The 15,428-nt window shown below is 68.7% G+C and carries 15 protein-coding genes; 5 read left to right on the top strand and 10 right to left on the bottom strand.

Going from position 1 to position 15,428, the window contains the following annotated elements:
- Genes O3I_RS27980 through O3I_RS28015 form a run of 8 tightly spaced genes read right to left on the bottom strand, consistent with a single transcriptional unit; the run spans position 1 to position 7,782 of the window.
- Positions 1-945, bottom strand: coding sequence for an MlaD family protein (locus O3I_RS27980; RefSeq protein WP_014986369.1), 945 nt, complete (start codon positions 943-945; stop codon positions 1-3).
- Complete coding sequence (locus O3I_RS27985; protein ID WP_014986370.1) at positions 942-1,955, bottom strand: MlaD family protein; 1,014 nt, start codon at positions 1,953-1,955, stop codon at positions 942-944. The genes O3I_RS27980 and O3I_RS27985 overlap by 4 nt, the downstream gene beginning before the upstream one ends.
- Positions 1,952-3,001: an MCE family protein gene (locus tag O3I_RS27990; protein WP_014986371.1), complete on the bottom strand. Its 1,050-nt coding sequence runs from the start codon at positions 2,999-3,001 to the stop codon at positions 1,952-1,954. Before O3I_RS27990 ends, O3I_RS27985 begins: the two co-directional genes overlap by 4 nt.
- On the bottom strand, positions 3,001-4,047 hold the full coding sequence (locus O3I_RS27995; protein WP_014986372.1) for an MlaD family protein: 1,047 nt from the start codon (positions 4,045-4,047) through the stop codon (positions 3,001-3,003). Before O3I_RS27995 ends, O3I_RS27990 begins: the two co-directional genes overlap by 1 nt.
- Positions 4,044-5,051, bottom strand: a complete 1,008-nt coding sequence (locus O3I_RS28000) for an MlaD family protein (protein ID WP_014986373.1) — start codon at positions 5,049-5,051, stop codon at positions 4,044-4,046. Before O3I_RS28000 ends, O3I_RS27995 begins: the two co-directional genes overlap by 4 nt.
- Entirely contained in the window at positions 5,048-6,076 is a 1,029-nt protein-coding gene (locus tag O3I_RS28005; protein ID WP_014986374.1) for an MlaD family protein, read from the bottom strand. The genes O3I_RS28000 and O3I_RS28005 overlap by 4 nt, the downstream gene beginning before the upstream one ends.
- 3 nt (positions 6,077-6,079) lie before the next feature.
- Positions 6,080-6,949 (bottom strand): MlaE family ABC transporter permease, encoded by an 870-nt coding sequence (locus tag O3I_RS28010; protein WP_014986375.1) that lies wholly within the window; start codon positions 6,947-6,949, stop codon positions 6,080-6,082.
- Entirely contained in the window at positions 6,949-7,782 is an 834-nt protein-coding gene (locus O3I_RS28015; protein ID WP_014986376.1) for an MlaE family ABC transporter permease, read from the bottom strand. Before O3I_RS28015 ends, O3I_RS28010 begins: the two co-directional genes overlap by 1 nt.
- Positions 7,783-8,044: 262 nt before the next feature.
- On the opposite strand from O3I_RS28015, the gene O3I_RS28020 reads away from it, so the two are divergent.
- The 4 genes from O3I_RS28020 to O3I_RS28035 all read left to right on the top strand — a co-directional run bounded on the left by O3I_RS28020 (position 8,045) and on the right by O3I_RS28035 (position 13,236).
- On the top strand, positions 8,045-8,956 hold the full coding sequence (locus O3I_RS28020) for a 2-hydroxyacid dehydrogenase (protein WP_014986377.1): 912 nt from the start codon (positions 8,045-8,047) through the stop codon (positions 8,954-8,956).
- A gap of 137 nt (positions 8,957-9,093) precedes the next feature.
- The gene (locus O3I_RS28025) at positions 9,094-9,798 is read left to right on the top strand and encodes a TetR/AcrR family transcriptional regulator (RefSeq protein WP_014986378.1); all 705 of its coding nucleotides are present in this window, start codon (positions 9,094-9,096) and stop codon (positions 9,796-9,798) included.
- A complete protein-coding gene (locus O3I_RS28030) occupies positions 9,795-12,404 on the top strand; it encodes a PEP/pyruvate-binding domain-containing protein (RefSeq protein ID WP_014986379.1) in 2,610 nt (869 codons plus the stop codon). The genes O3I_RS28025 and O3I_RS28030 overlap by 4 nt, the downstream gene beginning before the upstream one ends.
- Positions 12,405-12,417: 13 nt before the next feature.
- Complete coding sequence (locus O3I_RS28035; RefSeq protein ID WP_014986380.1) at positions 12,418-13,236, top strand: alpha/beta hydrolase; 819 nt, start codon at positions 12,418-12,420, stop codon at positions 13,234-13,236.
- A 4-nt stretch (positions 13,237-13,240) separates the two neighbouring features.
- Here O3I_RS28035 and O3I_RS28040 read toward each other — a convergent pair whose 3' ends face one another.
- Entirely contained in the window at positions 13,241-14,044 is an 804-nt protein-coding gene (locus tag O3I_RS28040; protein ID WP_014986381.1) for a transporter substrate-binding domain-containing protein, read from the bottom strand.
- Between the two features lie 5 nt (positions 14,045-14,049).
- The gene (locus tag O3I_RS28045; RefSeq protein WP_029892701.1) at positions 14,050-14,400 is read right to left on the bottom strand and encodes a hypothetical protein; all 351 of its coding nucleotides are present in this window, start codon (positions 14,398-14,400) and stop codon (positions 14,050-14,052) included.
- 60 nt (positions 14,401-14,460) lie between these two features.
- Between O3I_RS28045 and O3I_RS28050 the strand changes: the two genes are divergently transcribed.
- On the top strand, positions 14,461-15,426 hold the full coding sequence (locus tag O3I_RS28050; RefSeq protein ID WP_014986383.1) for a quinone oxidoreductase family protein: 966 nt from the start codon (positions 14,461-14,463) through the stop codon (positions 15,424-15,426).
- Positions 15,427-15,428: the final 2 nt, after the last annotated feature.

The raw sequence follows: 15,428 nt of genomic DNA on the forward strand, positions 1-15,428 counted from the left end.
CTACTTCGGCAGATCGAGCGTGATACGGGCGGTTCCGTGTTCCGGGAAGGTGGCCGACAGCAGGTCGATGATCGAACCCGCGTCCACCCGAATGGGTTTCAGGACGCTGGTGGCCGGTTTCAGCGCGGTCGCGATGTGCGCGAGATCCGGTCCCAGCGTCGAGAGGTACTGATCGATCTTTTGCACCAGCGGACCGAGCGGCTCGTCCCAGACGTGTTCGCCCGCATAGGAATAACCCTTGAACGCGTCGATCAGGTGCACCACCTCGGGCAGCACGTCGGTCAGATCGCCTGCCCAGCCGCCGATCACCGGCCCGTAGCCGTCGAAATTCTCGGTGAGCTGCTGGCCGTGCACGTACAGCCTGGTGATCGCGTCCCGCTTGTCGTGCAGCAGCTGCGCCGTCATCGTCAAGGTCCGGGTGAGCAGGGCGATCTCCTTCTCGCGCCCCGCGTACCCCTGCGACACGATGGCGGCCAGCCGCTCGACCTTCGCCGGATCTATCTGGGAATTCAGCACATCCAGTTTCGCGAGCGCCTCACTGACCGTCGTCGCGACGCGCACCTGGCTGGTCGGCACGACGCTGCCGTCGGTGAGATACGGACCCGCCGTGGTGGTGGGACGGAAGTCCATGAACTGCTCGCCCGCCGCGGACAGGTTGCTGACGTGCACCGCGCTACCCAGCGGCACCCGGTATTTCGCGTCCAGCTCGATCCGCACCGCGAGCCCGGTCCCGGTCGCGGTGATGGCGCGTACCTTGCCGATACGCATCCCGCGCAGATCGACCTGTGAGGTCGGCATCAGACCGCCGGACGAATCCATCAGCACGGTCACGGTATTCGTGCTGCGTCGCGGATCGATGTCGAGCACGCCGACGGCCATGTAGGCCGCGCACACCACGGTCATCACCAGCAGCAGCACCAGGGAGACGGGACCGGAGAGTTTCATCGCACCATGCCGATCGATCGCAGTACCTGGATCATCTGATCCGAGCGGTGCGCGGCATCGGCCGCGACCGCATCCGCCGTCACCCGCTGCACCCGGATATTGGGCGGCGCGCTGAAGAACGGGATCAACTTCTCGCGCAACAGGCGGTTCATCGTGTCGACGTTCATCGGGACCGTGGTGTCCGCGCTGCCGATGGTGCGCGCGGCCGGGGCCAGAATGCTGATGATGTCGTGCAGATCGCCGCGCAGCGGCAGCGCGAGATCGCCGACGTACCTGGCCAGTTCGCCGCCGTCGATGATCAACTGGACCAGGCCGAACAGCACGTCGGACAGGCCCGCGGCCCGGCCGGGACCGAGCGTCAGGGTTCGGTCGACGTTGTCCTTGTTCGCCTCCAGCGTCGTGGTGACACTGGCCGCGGCGGCGAGGATCCGATCCAGCTCGGCGGAATGCGTGGCGAGGTCGTGCAACGCGTTGCGACCGCCCGCCAGGATGCGGGCGAGGTCGGCCTCGTCGGTGGGGAACGCGGCGTTGACGCTGACGATCAGGTCCTGCATTTCGCCGAATCGTCCGCCGGTGACGATATTCGACATCGCACGCAGGATGTCTTCCACGTTGGCGGCGGGCACAGTCCGTATCCGCGGGATGATGTCACCATCGACCAGGAACGGTGGCCCGGCATTCGGCGGCGCGGCCAGCGCGATGTGGATATCGCCGAGGATGGTGCTCTGCCGCAGCTCGGCCGTGGCCGTCTTGGGCAGTCGCACATCGGATTTCAAGTCGACGGTGGCCACGGCGGTGTCGCCGATCAGCTCGATCCGATCGAGCATGCCGACCTCGACGCCCTCCGAGATGACCTTCGCACGGTCGGGCAGGTTGAGCACCGAACCGAATTCGATCCGGATGGCGAAGGTGTCCCCGGCCAGATAGGTGCCGGGGATCGGCACATCGGTCGCGCGGACGCCACAGCCGGTGAGCAGCAGCGCGAGCGCGGCGAGCAGCAGGCGTTTCACGGCGCACCCACAGTTCCGAGAATGACCTGGAGCAGCCCGACCTGGCTGCCGTCGGCCGATTCATAGTGCGGCGGGCGGTAATTCACCCGGGGCGCACCGGTCGCCGGGTCGACGATCGAGGCCAGGCCGGAAACCACGGGCGGCAGTTGCATCAGCAGATCCACGATGCTGCCCGCGAGCACGGCGTAGCGGTGCACCTCGGGCACGATCCGGTCGAGGAACTCGAAGGACTGCTGGTCGTATTTGCCGACGTTGCGGGCGATCACCGGCAGGAACTGCAGCGCCAGATCGACCGCACGCGACAGCTCCGCCGAGAACCCGTCGACCAGCGCGATGCCGTTCTTCAGGTTGTCCATCAGCGCCTGCATGTCGGGCCAGTTGGTGATGAACATGGTGGTGAGCTGGTCCAGGTTGTCGACCAGCCTGCGCAGCACCGCATCCCGGTCGGCCGGGTCCCCGATCACCTGGGACAGCCGCTGCAACAGCGCGTTCCACTGCGGCGCGGTGCCGTCCAGCGCGTTGACCGCGCCGGTGAGCGTTTGATCGAGCAGCCGGTCCGACGGTGCGCCGGGCGTCGGCGCGGACTGTACTCCGACCAGGTCACCGGACAAGGTCGCCAACGCGTCGAGGGCCTCGCTGATCCCGACCGGCGTGCGCGTGCGCTCGAGCGGAAGGCACTGCGCGGTATCGAATTTCGGGCCGCCGGTGTAGGTCTTGGACAGTTCGACGTGCCGGTCGGTCACGATCGAACTGGACATGGTCGCCGCCGTGACGTCGGCGGGCAACTCGATCTTGCCGTCGATCGTCATCGTCACCCGCATGCGGTCACCGCGCGCCTCGATCCCGGATACGGTGCCGATCTCCACGCCGAGCAGCGTGACGCTGTTGCCGTCGTAAAGACCCACCGTGTCGGCGAATTCGGCACACATCGTCTGCTTGGCGGGCCGCACCCGGTCCACCCAGGTCGCGCCGCTCACGCCCACCACGACGGCCACGGTGACCAGCGCCACCACCACGACGACAACCATTCGCGCCCAGCGCTTCATCAGCACGCCCTCCCCTCGAACGGAATGCACAGCGCCGGACCGCGCACCACACTGGCCGATTGGTCGACCGTGATCCCGTCGGCGCCGAGCATCGCCGAGATCTTCGCGATGAAATCCTTGATGCCGGCGATGACCGTGTCGATCCGGCCCGGGTCCTGCACGAGTTTGTTGAACAGCTGCTCGAATTCGGCGACCGACGGTTCGATCGAGTCGCCGTAGGCCATGACCGGACGGTGGATGATCAGGAACAACCGCCGCAGCAGTTCGAAGACCTGCACGACCTCGCCCCGGCGCTGCCCGAGCACGACCGCGACGGTGCCGAGTTCGCGCACGAAGTCGGCGAGCACCGCCCGATCGGTCGCGATCGCGCCGACATATTCGTCGGAAACCCGCAGGGCCGAGTTCAATTGGTCCGAGCGCTGGGCCAGCACGCCCGACAGATCGTTGAAATTGCCCACGATCGAGCGCACCGCGTCGGGCTGTCCGGCCAGCGCCGCGTTCACCTCGGCGATGGTGCCGCGCAGGGTGTTGCCGTCCACCTTGCTCAGCACGGGGGTGGCGACGTCGATGATGTCGGTCAGCTCGAACGGCGTGGTGGTGCGCTCCGGCGGAATGTGCTTGCCGCCCAAGGCGCGCTCACCCTTCGGCTCGAGCGAGAGGTAGTGCCCGCCGATCGGGGTCAGCATCTTCACCGCGACCGCCGAGCCGTCCCCGACGTGCACACCGCTGTCCACCCCGAAGCGCACCTCGACGTGATCGCCCACCAGCGCGACCGAACGGACCTGTCCCACTTTGATGCCCGCGATCCGCACCTCGTCGCCCGAGCGCGCCCCGCCCGAGGTGCGGAAGTCGGCGGTGTAGGACTGCTCGCCGAACGGCACCACGTACAGCACCCCGGCGGCGAGCAGGGCGAGCACGGTGACCAGCACACCGGCGACCCCCCAGCGCAATTGCGTCCAGGACTCGGCCTTTTCGGTGCGCAGCGTCTTCAGCTCGGCCAGCAGCCGAGCCGGTATCGCGAGGAGTTGTCCGGTGCCACCGGTCATTTGCACACCACCAGCTTCTGGTTCCCGAGCACAACGGTGCCGATTCCGGGCAGCCCCAGCTCCCCGTTCGCGCACGAGTACGTCTTCGCCTCGCCGCCCGCGGGGAGTTGCTGGTTCAGGCCGGTGAGCAGCGACGGTACGAGCGAGAGGAGCTCGACCAGCTGATCGGTCTGCGGCAGTAGCCGGCGCAGCAGTCCGTCCAGCGGCAGATAGCTGTCGTCGTAGGCCCCGCGCAGCTCCTCCAGCAGCGGAATCAGCGGCGCCATGGTGCGATTGGCCTGTTCGATGGCGGTGAGGATCATCGAGGTGCGGCTGCCGAACTGGTTGAGCACCCCGTTGAGCTGTTTCACCAGATCGCCGACCGCCGCCGACTTCCCGCTGATCGAACCCGAGATCTCCCCGAGGTTGTGGATGAGCAGCACCACCACCGCCTCGCTGCTCTTGGCGTGCTTGGTCAGCCGGTCCAGGTCGGCCAGCGCGGGGCCGATGCCGCTGCCATCGCCCTGCAGTACCCGCAGCAGATTCATGCCGAACTGGTTGAGCTGCGCGGTATCCAACGTTTCGAACAACGGTTTGAAGCCGTTGAACAGCTTGGAGACGTCGAAGCTGGGAATCGTGCGTTCTACCGGAATGGTGCCCTGCGCCGCCAGTCGCGTGCCGCCGGGTTTCGCGGTCAGCAACTCGATGTAGCGCTGCCCGATCAGATCCTGGTAGCGCACGGCGGCCTCGGTGTTGTCGTAGAGCGGCCGCTGCCGGTCCACGGTGAACCGGACCCGCGCCTGGGTGCCCGCCAGCTCGACCGCGTCCACCTTGCCGACCGCGACACCCGACATCCGCACGACGTCCCCCGCGTACAACCCCGAAACATCGGTGAAGACCGCGTGATACGTGACTTTGTCCTCGGGCACCGGCGTATTGAGCGCGGCCACGATGAACGCCGAGCAGGCCGCGACGATCACGACGAAGACGCCGAGCTTGACGCCCGCGGCGGTGACATTTTTCATCGCGGCACTCCGATGATCGAATCCGCGAGGTACGGCATGTTTTTCACGATGACCTCCAGCTGGAGCCGGACCCGCCCGTCCACCACCGGAAACGCGCTGTCGATCCGCTCCAGCAGTGCGGGCAGGCGGTGGTAGGCGGGGGCGACGGTGCCGATCGACGCGCTGATCGGCACCACCAGATCCAGCACGCCGCCGATGATGGCGGCCAGGTCCGGGTTGTCGCGGCGCAGCAGATCGGCGACCGGCAGCAGCAGCGCCGTATCCAGCGTCGCCAGTGCGTGTTTGGTCCGCTCCCGGTTCTCCTGATGGCCGAAATACTCGCTGTTGTCCAGCACGCCGAGGATCACGTCGACCACCGGCGGGGTGGTCTGCGCGATGCCGGTGCTCACGTCCGCGCCGATGTCCAGGTAATGCCCCAGTGGCGCACGCTGATTCGTGGCGAGCACCCGGGCGGTGGCGAAGAACGACTGCACCGCGGGCCCGAGCGAGGCGGTGTTGTCGAGCAGCAGATCGAACAGGGCGCGCACAGTCTCGGAATCGAGCACCTGGGTCAGCCGCGCGGCCCGCCGGAACACACTCGACACCGTCGCGTTCGTCGCGTTGGCGCCGATGAACAGGGTGGTGTTCTCCGGAAGCTTGCCGCCCTTGCCGGTGTTCACCAATTCGATTGCGCTGGAACCGAAGATGTTCGATGAGGTGAACCGGGCCGACACATCGTCGGTGAGGGCGGCCGCCTGCCCGCGATCCAATTCCAGTTCGATGCGCTGATGGCCGTAGCCGACGGTGTCGACCTTGCGCACGGTCCCGATCGCGAGACCGCGGAACTTCACCTCCGCGCCGGGCGCCAATCCCTCGCCGAGGGTGGCCGCGTCGATGGTGAGCGCGAAGCGGTCCGCGAACTCGCCCTGCGCGTACTGGGTGGTGAACACCGCGACGACCACGAGCACGGCGGCCACCGCCAGCCCGCGCAACCGCAGCATCCAGCGCCCGGCGGCGCGCCCCGAATGATCAACGAAGACCGGCATGTGTCACCCCGAGATCCTGATTCCGACATCGAGACCCCAGAAGACGATCGTCAAGATCATGTCCGCGACCACCACCAGCACCAGGCTGGCGCGGATCGCCCGTCCCGAGGCCCGGCCGACGCCCTCGGGCCCGCCGGTCGCGTAGAACCCTTGGTAGCCGTGGATCAGGATGATCATCACCACGAACACCGTCGCCTTGATCAGCGACGCGAGCACGTCGCCGGGTTGCAGGAAGGCGTCGAAGTAGTGGTAGTAGGTGCCCGAGGATTGACCGTGCAGCACATTCACCACGACCGCGCAGGACAGATAGCTGAGGATCAGCGTCAGCAGGTAGAGCGGGACGATGGTGATCATGCCCGCGATCACCCTGGTGGTCACCACGAACGGAATGGGCCGGATGCCGATGGCCTCCAGCGCGTCGATCTCCTCCGAGATCCGCATCGCCCCGATCTCGGCGGTCATCCGGCAGCCCGCCTGCGCCGCGAAGCCGATGGCGGCGACCATCGGCGCCATCTCCCTGGTGTTCGCATAGGCCGAGACGAAACCGGTGAGCGGGCCCATGCCGACCATGTTCAGCGCCGTGAAACCCTCGACGCCGATCGAGCCGCCGACCGCGACGCCGAGGAAGATCAGCACCGCGACGGTGCCGCCGCCGACGATGAGATTGCCGCTGCCCCAGGTGATGTCGGTCAGGGTGAGCATGGTCTGCCTGCGATAGCTGCGCAGCGTGTGCGGTACCGCGGCGAGCACCTGGGCGACGAAGGTCAGCTGATGCCCGAGCGATTCGAGCAGCGTCATCGGCGGCCGGGTGCCGCGCTCGACGAGCCGCACGGCCCGGCCGAACGGCCGATAGGGGGCGGGAATCTCGGTCATCAACCCACCTTCTGCGGCAGGAACATCGAAACGAGCTGGGTGATCACCAGATTCACGCCGAACGCCGCGATCACCCCGATCACCACCGCGGCGTTCACCGCATTCGCCACGCCCTTGGGACCGTGCGTCGCCTCCAAACCCCGCTGGCACGCGACGATCAGCACGATCACGCCGAAGACGATCGATTTCGCGATGGCCACGCCGAGATCGGCCATGGTCGCGAAGGCCGCGAACGAGGACAGGTAGCTGCCCGGCGTCACCCCTTGAAAACCAACGGCCACAACGTAACCCGTGAACACGCCCATGAAGATGACGAGCAGGCAGAGCAGCGGGGTGAGCACGATCATGGCCGCGAGCCGCGGCGCGACCAGCCGCCGGACCGGGTCGATGCCCATGGTGCGCAGCGCGTCCACCTCTTCGCGGATGGTGCGCGCACCGAGGTCCGACGCGATCGCCGAGCCCGCCGCGCCGCCGAGCAGCAGCGCGGTTACCATCGGCGCGCCCTGCCGGATCACGCCGAGCCCGCCCGCCGCGCCCGCCACCGAGGTGGCGCCGACCTGCTGGGTGAGACTGCCGACCTGGACCGAGACGATCACGCCGAACGGAATCGCCACCAGCACAGCGGGTATCGCGGTGACGCTGACGATGAACCACCCCTGCTGCAGCGTGTCCCGCCACGGATGCCGGAGCTTGAGCACGTCGGTCACCAGGTAGCCGAAGGCCGCGACGGCGAGCTGCAGGGTGCGGCCGAAGGTGCGGAGACTGTTGAGGACGAGATCGAAACCCCAGCGCGCCAACGGCTCCGATACCCGGGCGACTTTGTCGACGACCACCGCAACCTCTATTCCGCCGGCTCCACCCCCGACCACGGATAATTTAGCCGACTGATATGTCACTCTGCGGTGGAATCAAGCCAATCCGTAAAATTGACTGAGACAGTTATACCTGCCCGGACGGTCCCGCACACCGACCAGACGGTCTGTCGGAAAATGTCCGGCGAACGGCCGCTACCGCCGGTTCCGGACCCTGCGCATCAGACAGCCGACCGGAGATGTCCCAGCCGACGCACCGCGCTACACCGCCTAATCTGTGGGCATGGCGGTCATCGTTCTGGTGCCGGACGACCAAGGCGTCACGGCACTCTCCGGCATCGACGGCGTGCGGCCGATGCGATACGAACTCGGCTCCCCCCTGCCCGAGGGCGCGGAGCACGCGGAAGTGCTTGTACCCAAGTTTCTTTCCCGCCCCGACGCGATGAACCTCACCGGCCTGCCGAAACTGCGTCTGGTCCAGTTGCTCACCGCGGGTGCGGAAGGATGGATCGGCACATTGCCCGAAGGGGTCCTGCTGTCCAACGCCCGCGGCGCGCACGGCGGCAGCTCGGCCGAATGGGCGCTGGCCGCCCTGCTGTATCTCTATCGCGACCTCGGCAGCTTCGCGGACGCCAAACGGGCGCGGCAGTGGACCTACCATCAGACCGAAACCCTCGCGGGCAAGCGGGTAATCGTCGTCGGCGCGGGCGATCTCGCCGCCGAACTAGACCGCAGGCTCACCGGATTCGACACGGTGGTGACACTGGTCGGCACCCGGGCCCGCGACGGCGTGCGCGGCATCGAGGAATTGCCCGGCCTGCTCGGCGACCAGGACGTCGTCATCCTCACCGTCCCGGTCACCACGCGCACCCGCGGCATGGTGGACGCGGAGTTCCTCGCCGCCATGGCCGACAACGCCATCCTGGTGAACGTCGCCCGCGGGCCCGTCGTCGACACCGACGCATTGCTCGCGGAACTACGATCGGGTCGCCTGCGCGCCGCCCTCGACGTCACCGATCCCGAGCCGCTGCCGCCCGAGCATCCGCTCTGGGACGTCCCGAACCTCGTACTGACCCCGCATGTCGCGGGCAGCAGCACCGGCAGTTTCGACCGCGCGTGGGCCGTGGTCCGCGCCGAGATCCTGCGCTTCACCGCGGGTACCGAGCCGAAGAACCTGGTCCGCGGCGAGTACTGACCAGCCGCGCCGGAACTCCTTGCCCGCGAGCACTTTTCCCCTGCCCACCGGAATCACGATCAGTCGTTGACGACACCGCCCCGCAGGCGTACGGTCGCTTTTGACAACTTCTCAAAATATGTCAAGGTGACAAAACTATGAGTGTCGACGAACTGGCGCGCGAGCAGGCGATCCTCGACGCGGCCGCGGAGCTGCTGTGCCGGATCGGCTACAACAAGCTGACGATGGGCGATGTCGCCGAGGCCGTCGCGCTGCACCGCGGGCTGGTCTATCTGCAGTTCAAATCGAAAGACGAACTCGTCGAGGCCACCGTGCGCCGCGAACTCGGCCGCTACGCGCGGGCCTGGCGGGCGCATCTGCTGGCCGACCCGCACGCGGGCAGCGTGGCCAGCGTCTATCGGGCCATGGTGCACACGCTCAGCCAGCTGCCCCTGGCCGCCGCGATAGTCGCCCGCGACGCGGACATTCTCGGAAAGTATCCGGCCAAGCCGGGCAACGTCTTCGAGCGACTGACGAACACCGGCACCCGCGATTTCCTGCGCGCCATGCAGGAGGCAGGCACCCTTCGTCCCGAAGTCGACGTCCGCACCACCGCTTACATCCTCGACGCGTTGACCCCGGCCATCCGGCGCACGCTGCCGATCGGGGACGCCGCACCCGCCGATCCCGAGCAACCGTCGGCCGACCAGCTCCTCGGGACGCTGGCCGACCTCCTCGAACGGGCCCTCACCCCGGACGGCGCCGATCTCGCCCGCGGCAAGGCGCTGCTGCTCGACGAACTCGCGCAGGCCCACGCCGAGTTCGACGCCACCCCGAACCGCCAGGAAGGAAACCTTTCATGACCACCTCCGGCAGCGATCCGCTCGTCCTCGAGCTGGACGACGCGCGCGCCACGCTGGCCCACGCCGGCGGCAAAGGCGCCTCGCTGGCCCGCCTGGCCGCGGCGAAACTCCCGGTGCCGCCGGGATTTCACGTGACGACGGCCGCGTACCGCCGCTTCGTCGACACGACCGGGCTGACGGCCCGCATTCTGGATGCGGTGGCCGCGGCCGACCCGGATCGTGCGGACACGGTCTCGGCGGCCGCCGCCGAGATCGCCGCGATGTTCGCCGAACAGACTGTGCCCGAGGAGATCTCGCAGGCGGTGCAGTCGGCCTACGCGCTGCTCGGCGACGACGTCGCGGTCGCCGTGCGCTCCTCGGCCACCGCCGAGGACCTACCGGAGCTGTCCTTCGCGGGACAGCAGGAGACCTATCTCAACATCCGCGGCGCCGACGAGGTCATGGCGGCGGTGCAACGCTGCTGGGCGTCGCTGTGGACCGCGCGTGCCATCGATTACCGCGCCCGTCAGGGCATCGAGTCGGACGAGGTGGACCTGGCCGTCGTGGTGCAGCGACTCGTGCCCGCCGACGCGGCGGGCGTGCTGTTCACCGCGGATCCGGTGACGGGCGCGCGGGACCGGGTGATGATCAATGCCGCGTGGGGGCTCGGCGAGGCGATCGTCAGCGGAAACGTCACGCCGGACACGCTGCTCGTGGCGAAGGCCGACCGCAGCATGCTCCGCCAGGACATCAGCGACAAAGACCTGATGACCGTGCGTACCGACACCGGCACCGCCGAGGTTCCGGTGCCTGCCGCGCAGCGGCGCACCCCGGTGCTCGACGCGGCGAAAGCCGGGGAACTCACCGAGATCGCGCTGCGGATCGAGCAGTTGTACGGCCAGCCGATGGACATCGAGTGGGCGCTGCACGGCGCGGAGCTGTTCATCGTGCAGGCGCGGCCGATCACCGTACTGCCCGATGCGGCGGCTCGACAGCAACCAGCCCAGTGGCGGCTGCCCGATCCCAAGGGCAAGTACATGCGGGCCAGCGTGCTCGAATTGCTGCCGAATCCCCTGTCCCCCTTGTTCGCCACGCTGGGCCTGCCCGCCGTCGCACAGGCCACCAAGGACCGCTACCGCTCCCTCGGCCTGCCCGCCCTCGACAACCCGCTGGTGGTGATCAACGGCTACGGCTACTACGACATCACCTACCCACCGGGCATGCTCGCCCGAATGGCGTTGGCGCAGCCGCGTTTCCTGGCCAGAACCCTGCCCCGGGCGTTGCGCACCGCACCGCAGCGCTGGCGCGCGGCCCACGCCCGGTACGCCGACATCACCGCGGCCGAGCGCGCAACAGACCCCGACGCACGGACCGCCACGGAGCTGCTCGCCGCGGCACGCGCGCTCGTCGAGGAGGCCGGCCGCTACTACCTGACACTGCAGGGCGGCATTCTGCCCGCGACCTATATCAGCGAGGGACTGTTCACCGCCGCCTACAAGACGATGCGCCGGCGCACCGATCCACCGGCGCTGACCTTCCTGCTCGGCTTCGACAGCAAGCCGTTGCGCGCCGAGAAGTCGCTCTACCGTCTCGCGCAGTGGGTGACGACGCAGCCAGGACTGGCCGAACGGATCGAAAAGCTCTCCGGCACAGAGATTCTCCACGATAGCGCGGGCGACGACCCCGCGCTGGCCGAGTTCACCGATCGATTCGCCGACCATCTGGCGACCTACGGCGACACGGTGTACGACTTCGATTTCGCCGCCCCGCTCCCGGTCGACGATCCGGCGCCGGTGCTGCACACGCTCGAATTCTTCGGCAGCCCAGCGGCGCAGGATCCGAGCGCACGCCAGCGCGACGCACAGGAGCGCCGCGAACAGGCCGTGCGCGGCCTCGAAGCACGCCGCTTCGGGCTGCGCCGCCGGCTCACGCTGCGACTGCTCCGCTGGGCGCAGACGATGAGCCCGCTGCGCGAGGACGGCCTCGCCGACGTGGGACTCGGCTGGCCGACGGTGCGCCGGTTGTTGCGGACGATCGGCGCGCGCCTCGTCGCCGCCGAAGCCCTCGACGCCCCGGACGACGTGTTCTGGCTGCGGCTGGACGAGTTGACCGACGCGGCGGCCGCGCTGGATGCCGCACGCGGACCGCAGGATTCGCGCGCCGTCGTCGCCGAGCGCCGTGCCACCTGGACGGCGCAGCGGACCGTCACGCCACCGCACGCGCTCCCGGCCGGCGGCGGCACCAAGCTGCTCGGCCTCGATTTCGCCAAGCTGCTGCCCGCCGGCTCGGACGAGACGTCGGACGCGGTGGTCAAGGGCGTGCCGGGCAGCCCGGGGCGGGTCACCGCACCGGCGCGAATCATCGACGGCCCGAGCGACTTCGGGCGGCTGCGCCCGGGCGACGTCCTGGTCGCCAAGATCACGACACCGGCCTGGACACCGCTGTTCGCGGTGGCCTCGGCGATCGTGACCGATGTCGGGGGCCCGTTGAGCCACAGCTCGATCGTGGCCCGCGAGTACCACATTCCCGCGGTGCTCGGCACCGGCGTCGCGACCGAACGTCTCACCGACGGCGCACCGGTCACCGTCGACGGGGACGCCGGAACGGTCACCCGCGCCACCGCCTGAACCGAGGAATGCGATGCACACCAAGACATCCGACGAGATCATCCCGCTCCGGCCCGACTCGGCCAGCCCGCCTTCCTATGGTCAGGAGACCGTCGTCCCCGAACTGTTCGGGGACAAGGAGGTCGGACTTATCCGCAACGTGACCGCGCCCGCCTTGACGGTGCACCGGCCCGACCCGGCGCGAGCCACCGGGACGGCCGTGATCGTATGCCCGGGCGGAAGTTTCGTCACGCTGACCCACGGCACCGGCCGTGATATCGCGAAGGCCATTGCCGCCCAGGGGCATACCGCGTTCGTCCTGCGTTACCGGCTACTGCCGACGCCGCCGCGGGACACGGATTTCCTCGAGCACTGGGCAACCCGCTATTCGATGGACGACATCAAGGCGCAGTCCTGGACCGCGACGGCCGACGGCGGCAGCGCGGTCGGGTTCGTCCGGACCCGGGCGGCGGACTGGGACCTCGACCCGCACCGCGTCGGCATCCTCGGTTCCTCGGCGGGTGGTCTGGTAACCGTCGGCGCCGCAACGACATACGACCGAGCCCACCGCCCTGACTTCGCGACCGTCTTGTATCCGCCCACCTGGCACGAGTACACCGTCCCCGCCGACGCTCCCCCACTGTTCGTCACGTTCGCCGCCGACGATCCGGACGCAGGCGTCGTCGACGGCAACCTGGGCCTCTATCGCGCCTGGCGCGCTGCGGATCGCCCGGTGGAACTGCACGCCTATGCCGAGGGCGGCCACGGTTTCGCCATGGCCGCGCGCGGCCTGCCCTGCGACTCCTGGCTGGACCGGTGGCACGATTGGCTCGGCTCGCTGCGCCTGCCCTGATCGCTCACGCGGTGGCGTCCGGCCCGATCCACTGGGCGAAGAGGCGATCCGTTGCGCCCGTGGCGATCTGGGCGCCCAGCCAGGCGTTCAACGCGAAGCCCAGGCACGGATCGTCCTTGCGTACCAGCATGATCTTGCCGAACGAGTCGAACGGCTGGTCCGGGTGCAGGACCTGCAGGCCTGGATGCTGCCGGACCCGATAGCGGCCCTCCACGGCGTCGGTGACGAAGACGTCGGCGCGGCCCTGCTCGATCTCGTCGAAGATGGTGAGATTCTCCGGCCAGAGGGTGAGCTGGGCGTCCGGGAAGTTCCTGCGGGCGAATTCCTCGTTGGTGCCACCGCGATTGGCGATCACCCGGACGCCGGGGCGATTGATCTGCTCGATGGTCGCGTACTCGGTCTCGTTGCCGCGCCGGGTGATCGGCGTCTTCCCGTCGGTGCCGTAGGTGATCGAGAAATCGGCGAACGCCCGGCGCGCGGGCGCGTCGGAGATGCCGCCGACGGCGATATCGCAGTGCAGCGCGGCGAAATCCGTCCGCAAGCTCGCCCAGGTCAGCGGGACGAACTCGATCGTACGGCGCATCGCGTCGGCGAAACCGCGGGCCAGATCGATGTCGACGCCGCGATAGCCGCCCTCGGTGGTCGCGTACGGCGGGTAGTCACCGGGGGTGCACACCCGCAACTCGGGCGCTTGGGCGAGGGCCGGAACCGCCGGGGCGACAAGCAGACCCGCCGCGAGCATCGCACCGGCGCGAGCCACGAACCGAAGCAGCCGGCCCCGGTCCGTGGTCCGTGTGCGCCTGCGCATCCGGCTCACTTCTCGTTGCGCGCCTTGGGGAATCGGGTCTGGCGCGCCACCCAGCCCGCCATCTGCGCCCAGTGGCTGCGCCGCGGGGTGACGATCGAGGTCAGCTCGCGCTCCCATTCGTCGGCCTCGGTGAGACCGTCGACGGTGGCGACGAGTTCCTTCGCGGTGGCCATATCGTCGACGACGCGGTCGCCGAGGATGCCGTCGGCGCCGACCAGCGTCACGCGCACGCCGATCCGGCCGATCGGCTGCAGAACCGCGGTGGCCGAACCGTCGTGATCGGCGACGAAACCCTTGACGGACTCCACGAGGGCGCCCGACAACTTCACTGGAGCCGTGGCGGCATGAGCACTCATGCCCCGGAGTTTACCGGCCAGTAGGAAACGGTCCAGCCCTTCGGGTGTAGAACGGATCTCATGCGCGCCATTCAGGTATCCGAGCACGGTGGTCCCGAAGTCCTGCACCACGTCGAGCTGCCCGATCCGACGATCGACGCCGACCAGCTACTCGTGGACGTGCAGGCGACCGGCATCAACTTCATCGACACCTACATCCGGACCGGGCGCTACCCCCAGGATGTGCCGTACGTGCCGGGCTCGGAAGCCACCGGCGTGGTCGCCGAGGTCGGCGCGAACGTCACCGAGTTCGCGGTCGGCGATCGAGTGGCGTGGGCAAGCGCGCCGGGCAGCTATGCCGAACGCGTCGCGGTACGCGCCGATGTCGCGGTCGAGGTGCCCGACGGCGTCGAACCGCCGGTCGCCGCGTCGGCGCTGCTGCAAGGCATGACCGCGCACTATCTGCTCGAATCCATCTACACCCCGGAGCCCGGTGAAACGGTGCTCGTCCACGCGGGCGCGGGTGGTGTCGGGCTGATCCTGACCCAGCTCGCGGTCGCCCGTGGCGCACGCGTCATCACGACCGTGTCCTCGGACGTCAAAGAGAAGCTGTCCCGCGAGGCGGGCGCCACCGAGGTGCTGCGTTACGGCGACGATCTCGCCGACGAGGTCCGCACGCTGACCGACGGCGTCGGTGTCGCCGCGGTCTACGACGGTGTCGGCGCGTCCACCTTCGAGGCCAGTCTGCGCTCGCTGCGCGTGCGCGGCATGCTCGCCCTGTTCGGCGCGGCCAGCGGCCCGGTGCCCCCGTTCGACCTGCAGCGCCTCAACGGCGCGGGCTCACTCTTCGTCACCCGCCCCAGCCTCGCCTTCTACACCCGCGACCGCGCCGAACTGCTCTGGCGCGCCACCGATATCTTCACCGCGATCGCCGAGGGCACCCTGCAGATCCGGATCGGCGCCACCTACCCGCTCGCCGAGGCCGAACAGGCGCATCGCGATCTGGAATCCCGCAAGACCACCGGGTCGATCGTCCTGCTCCCCTGACC

This window comes from Nocardia brasiliensis ATCC 700358, from assembly GCF_000250675.2.
Lineage (GTDB): Bacteria > Actinomycetota > Actinomycetes > Mycobacteriales > Mycobacteriaceae > Nocardia > Nocardia brasiliensis_B.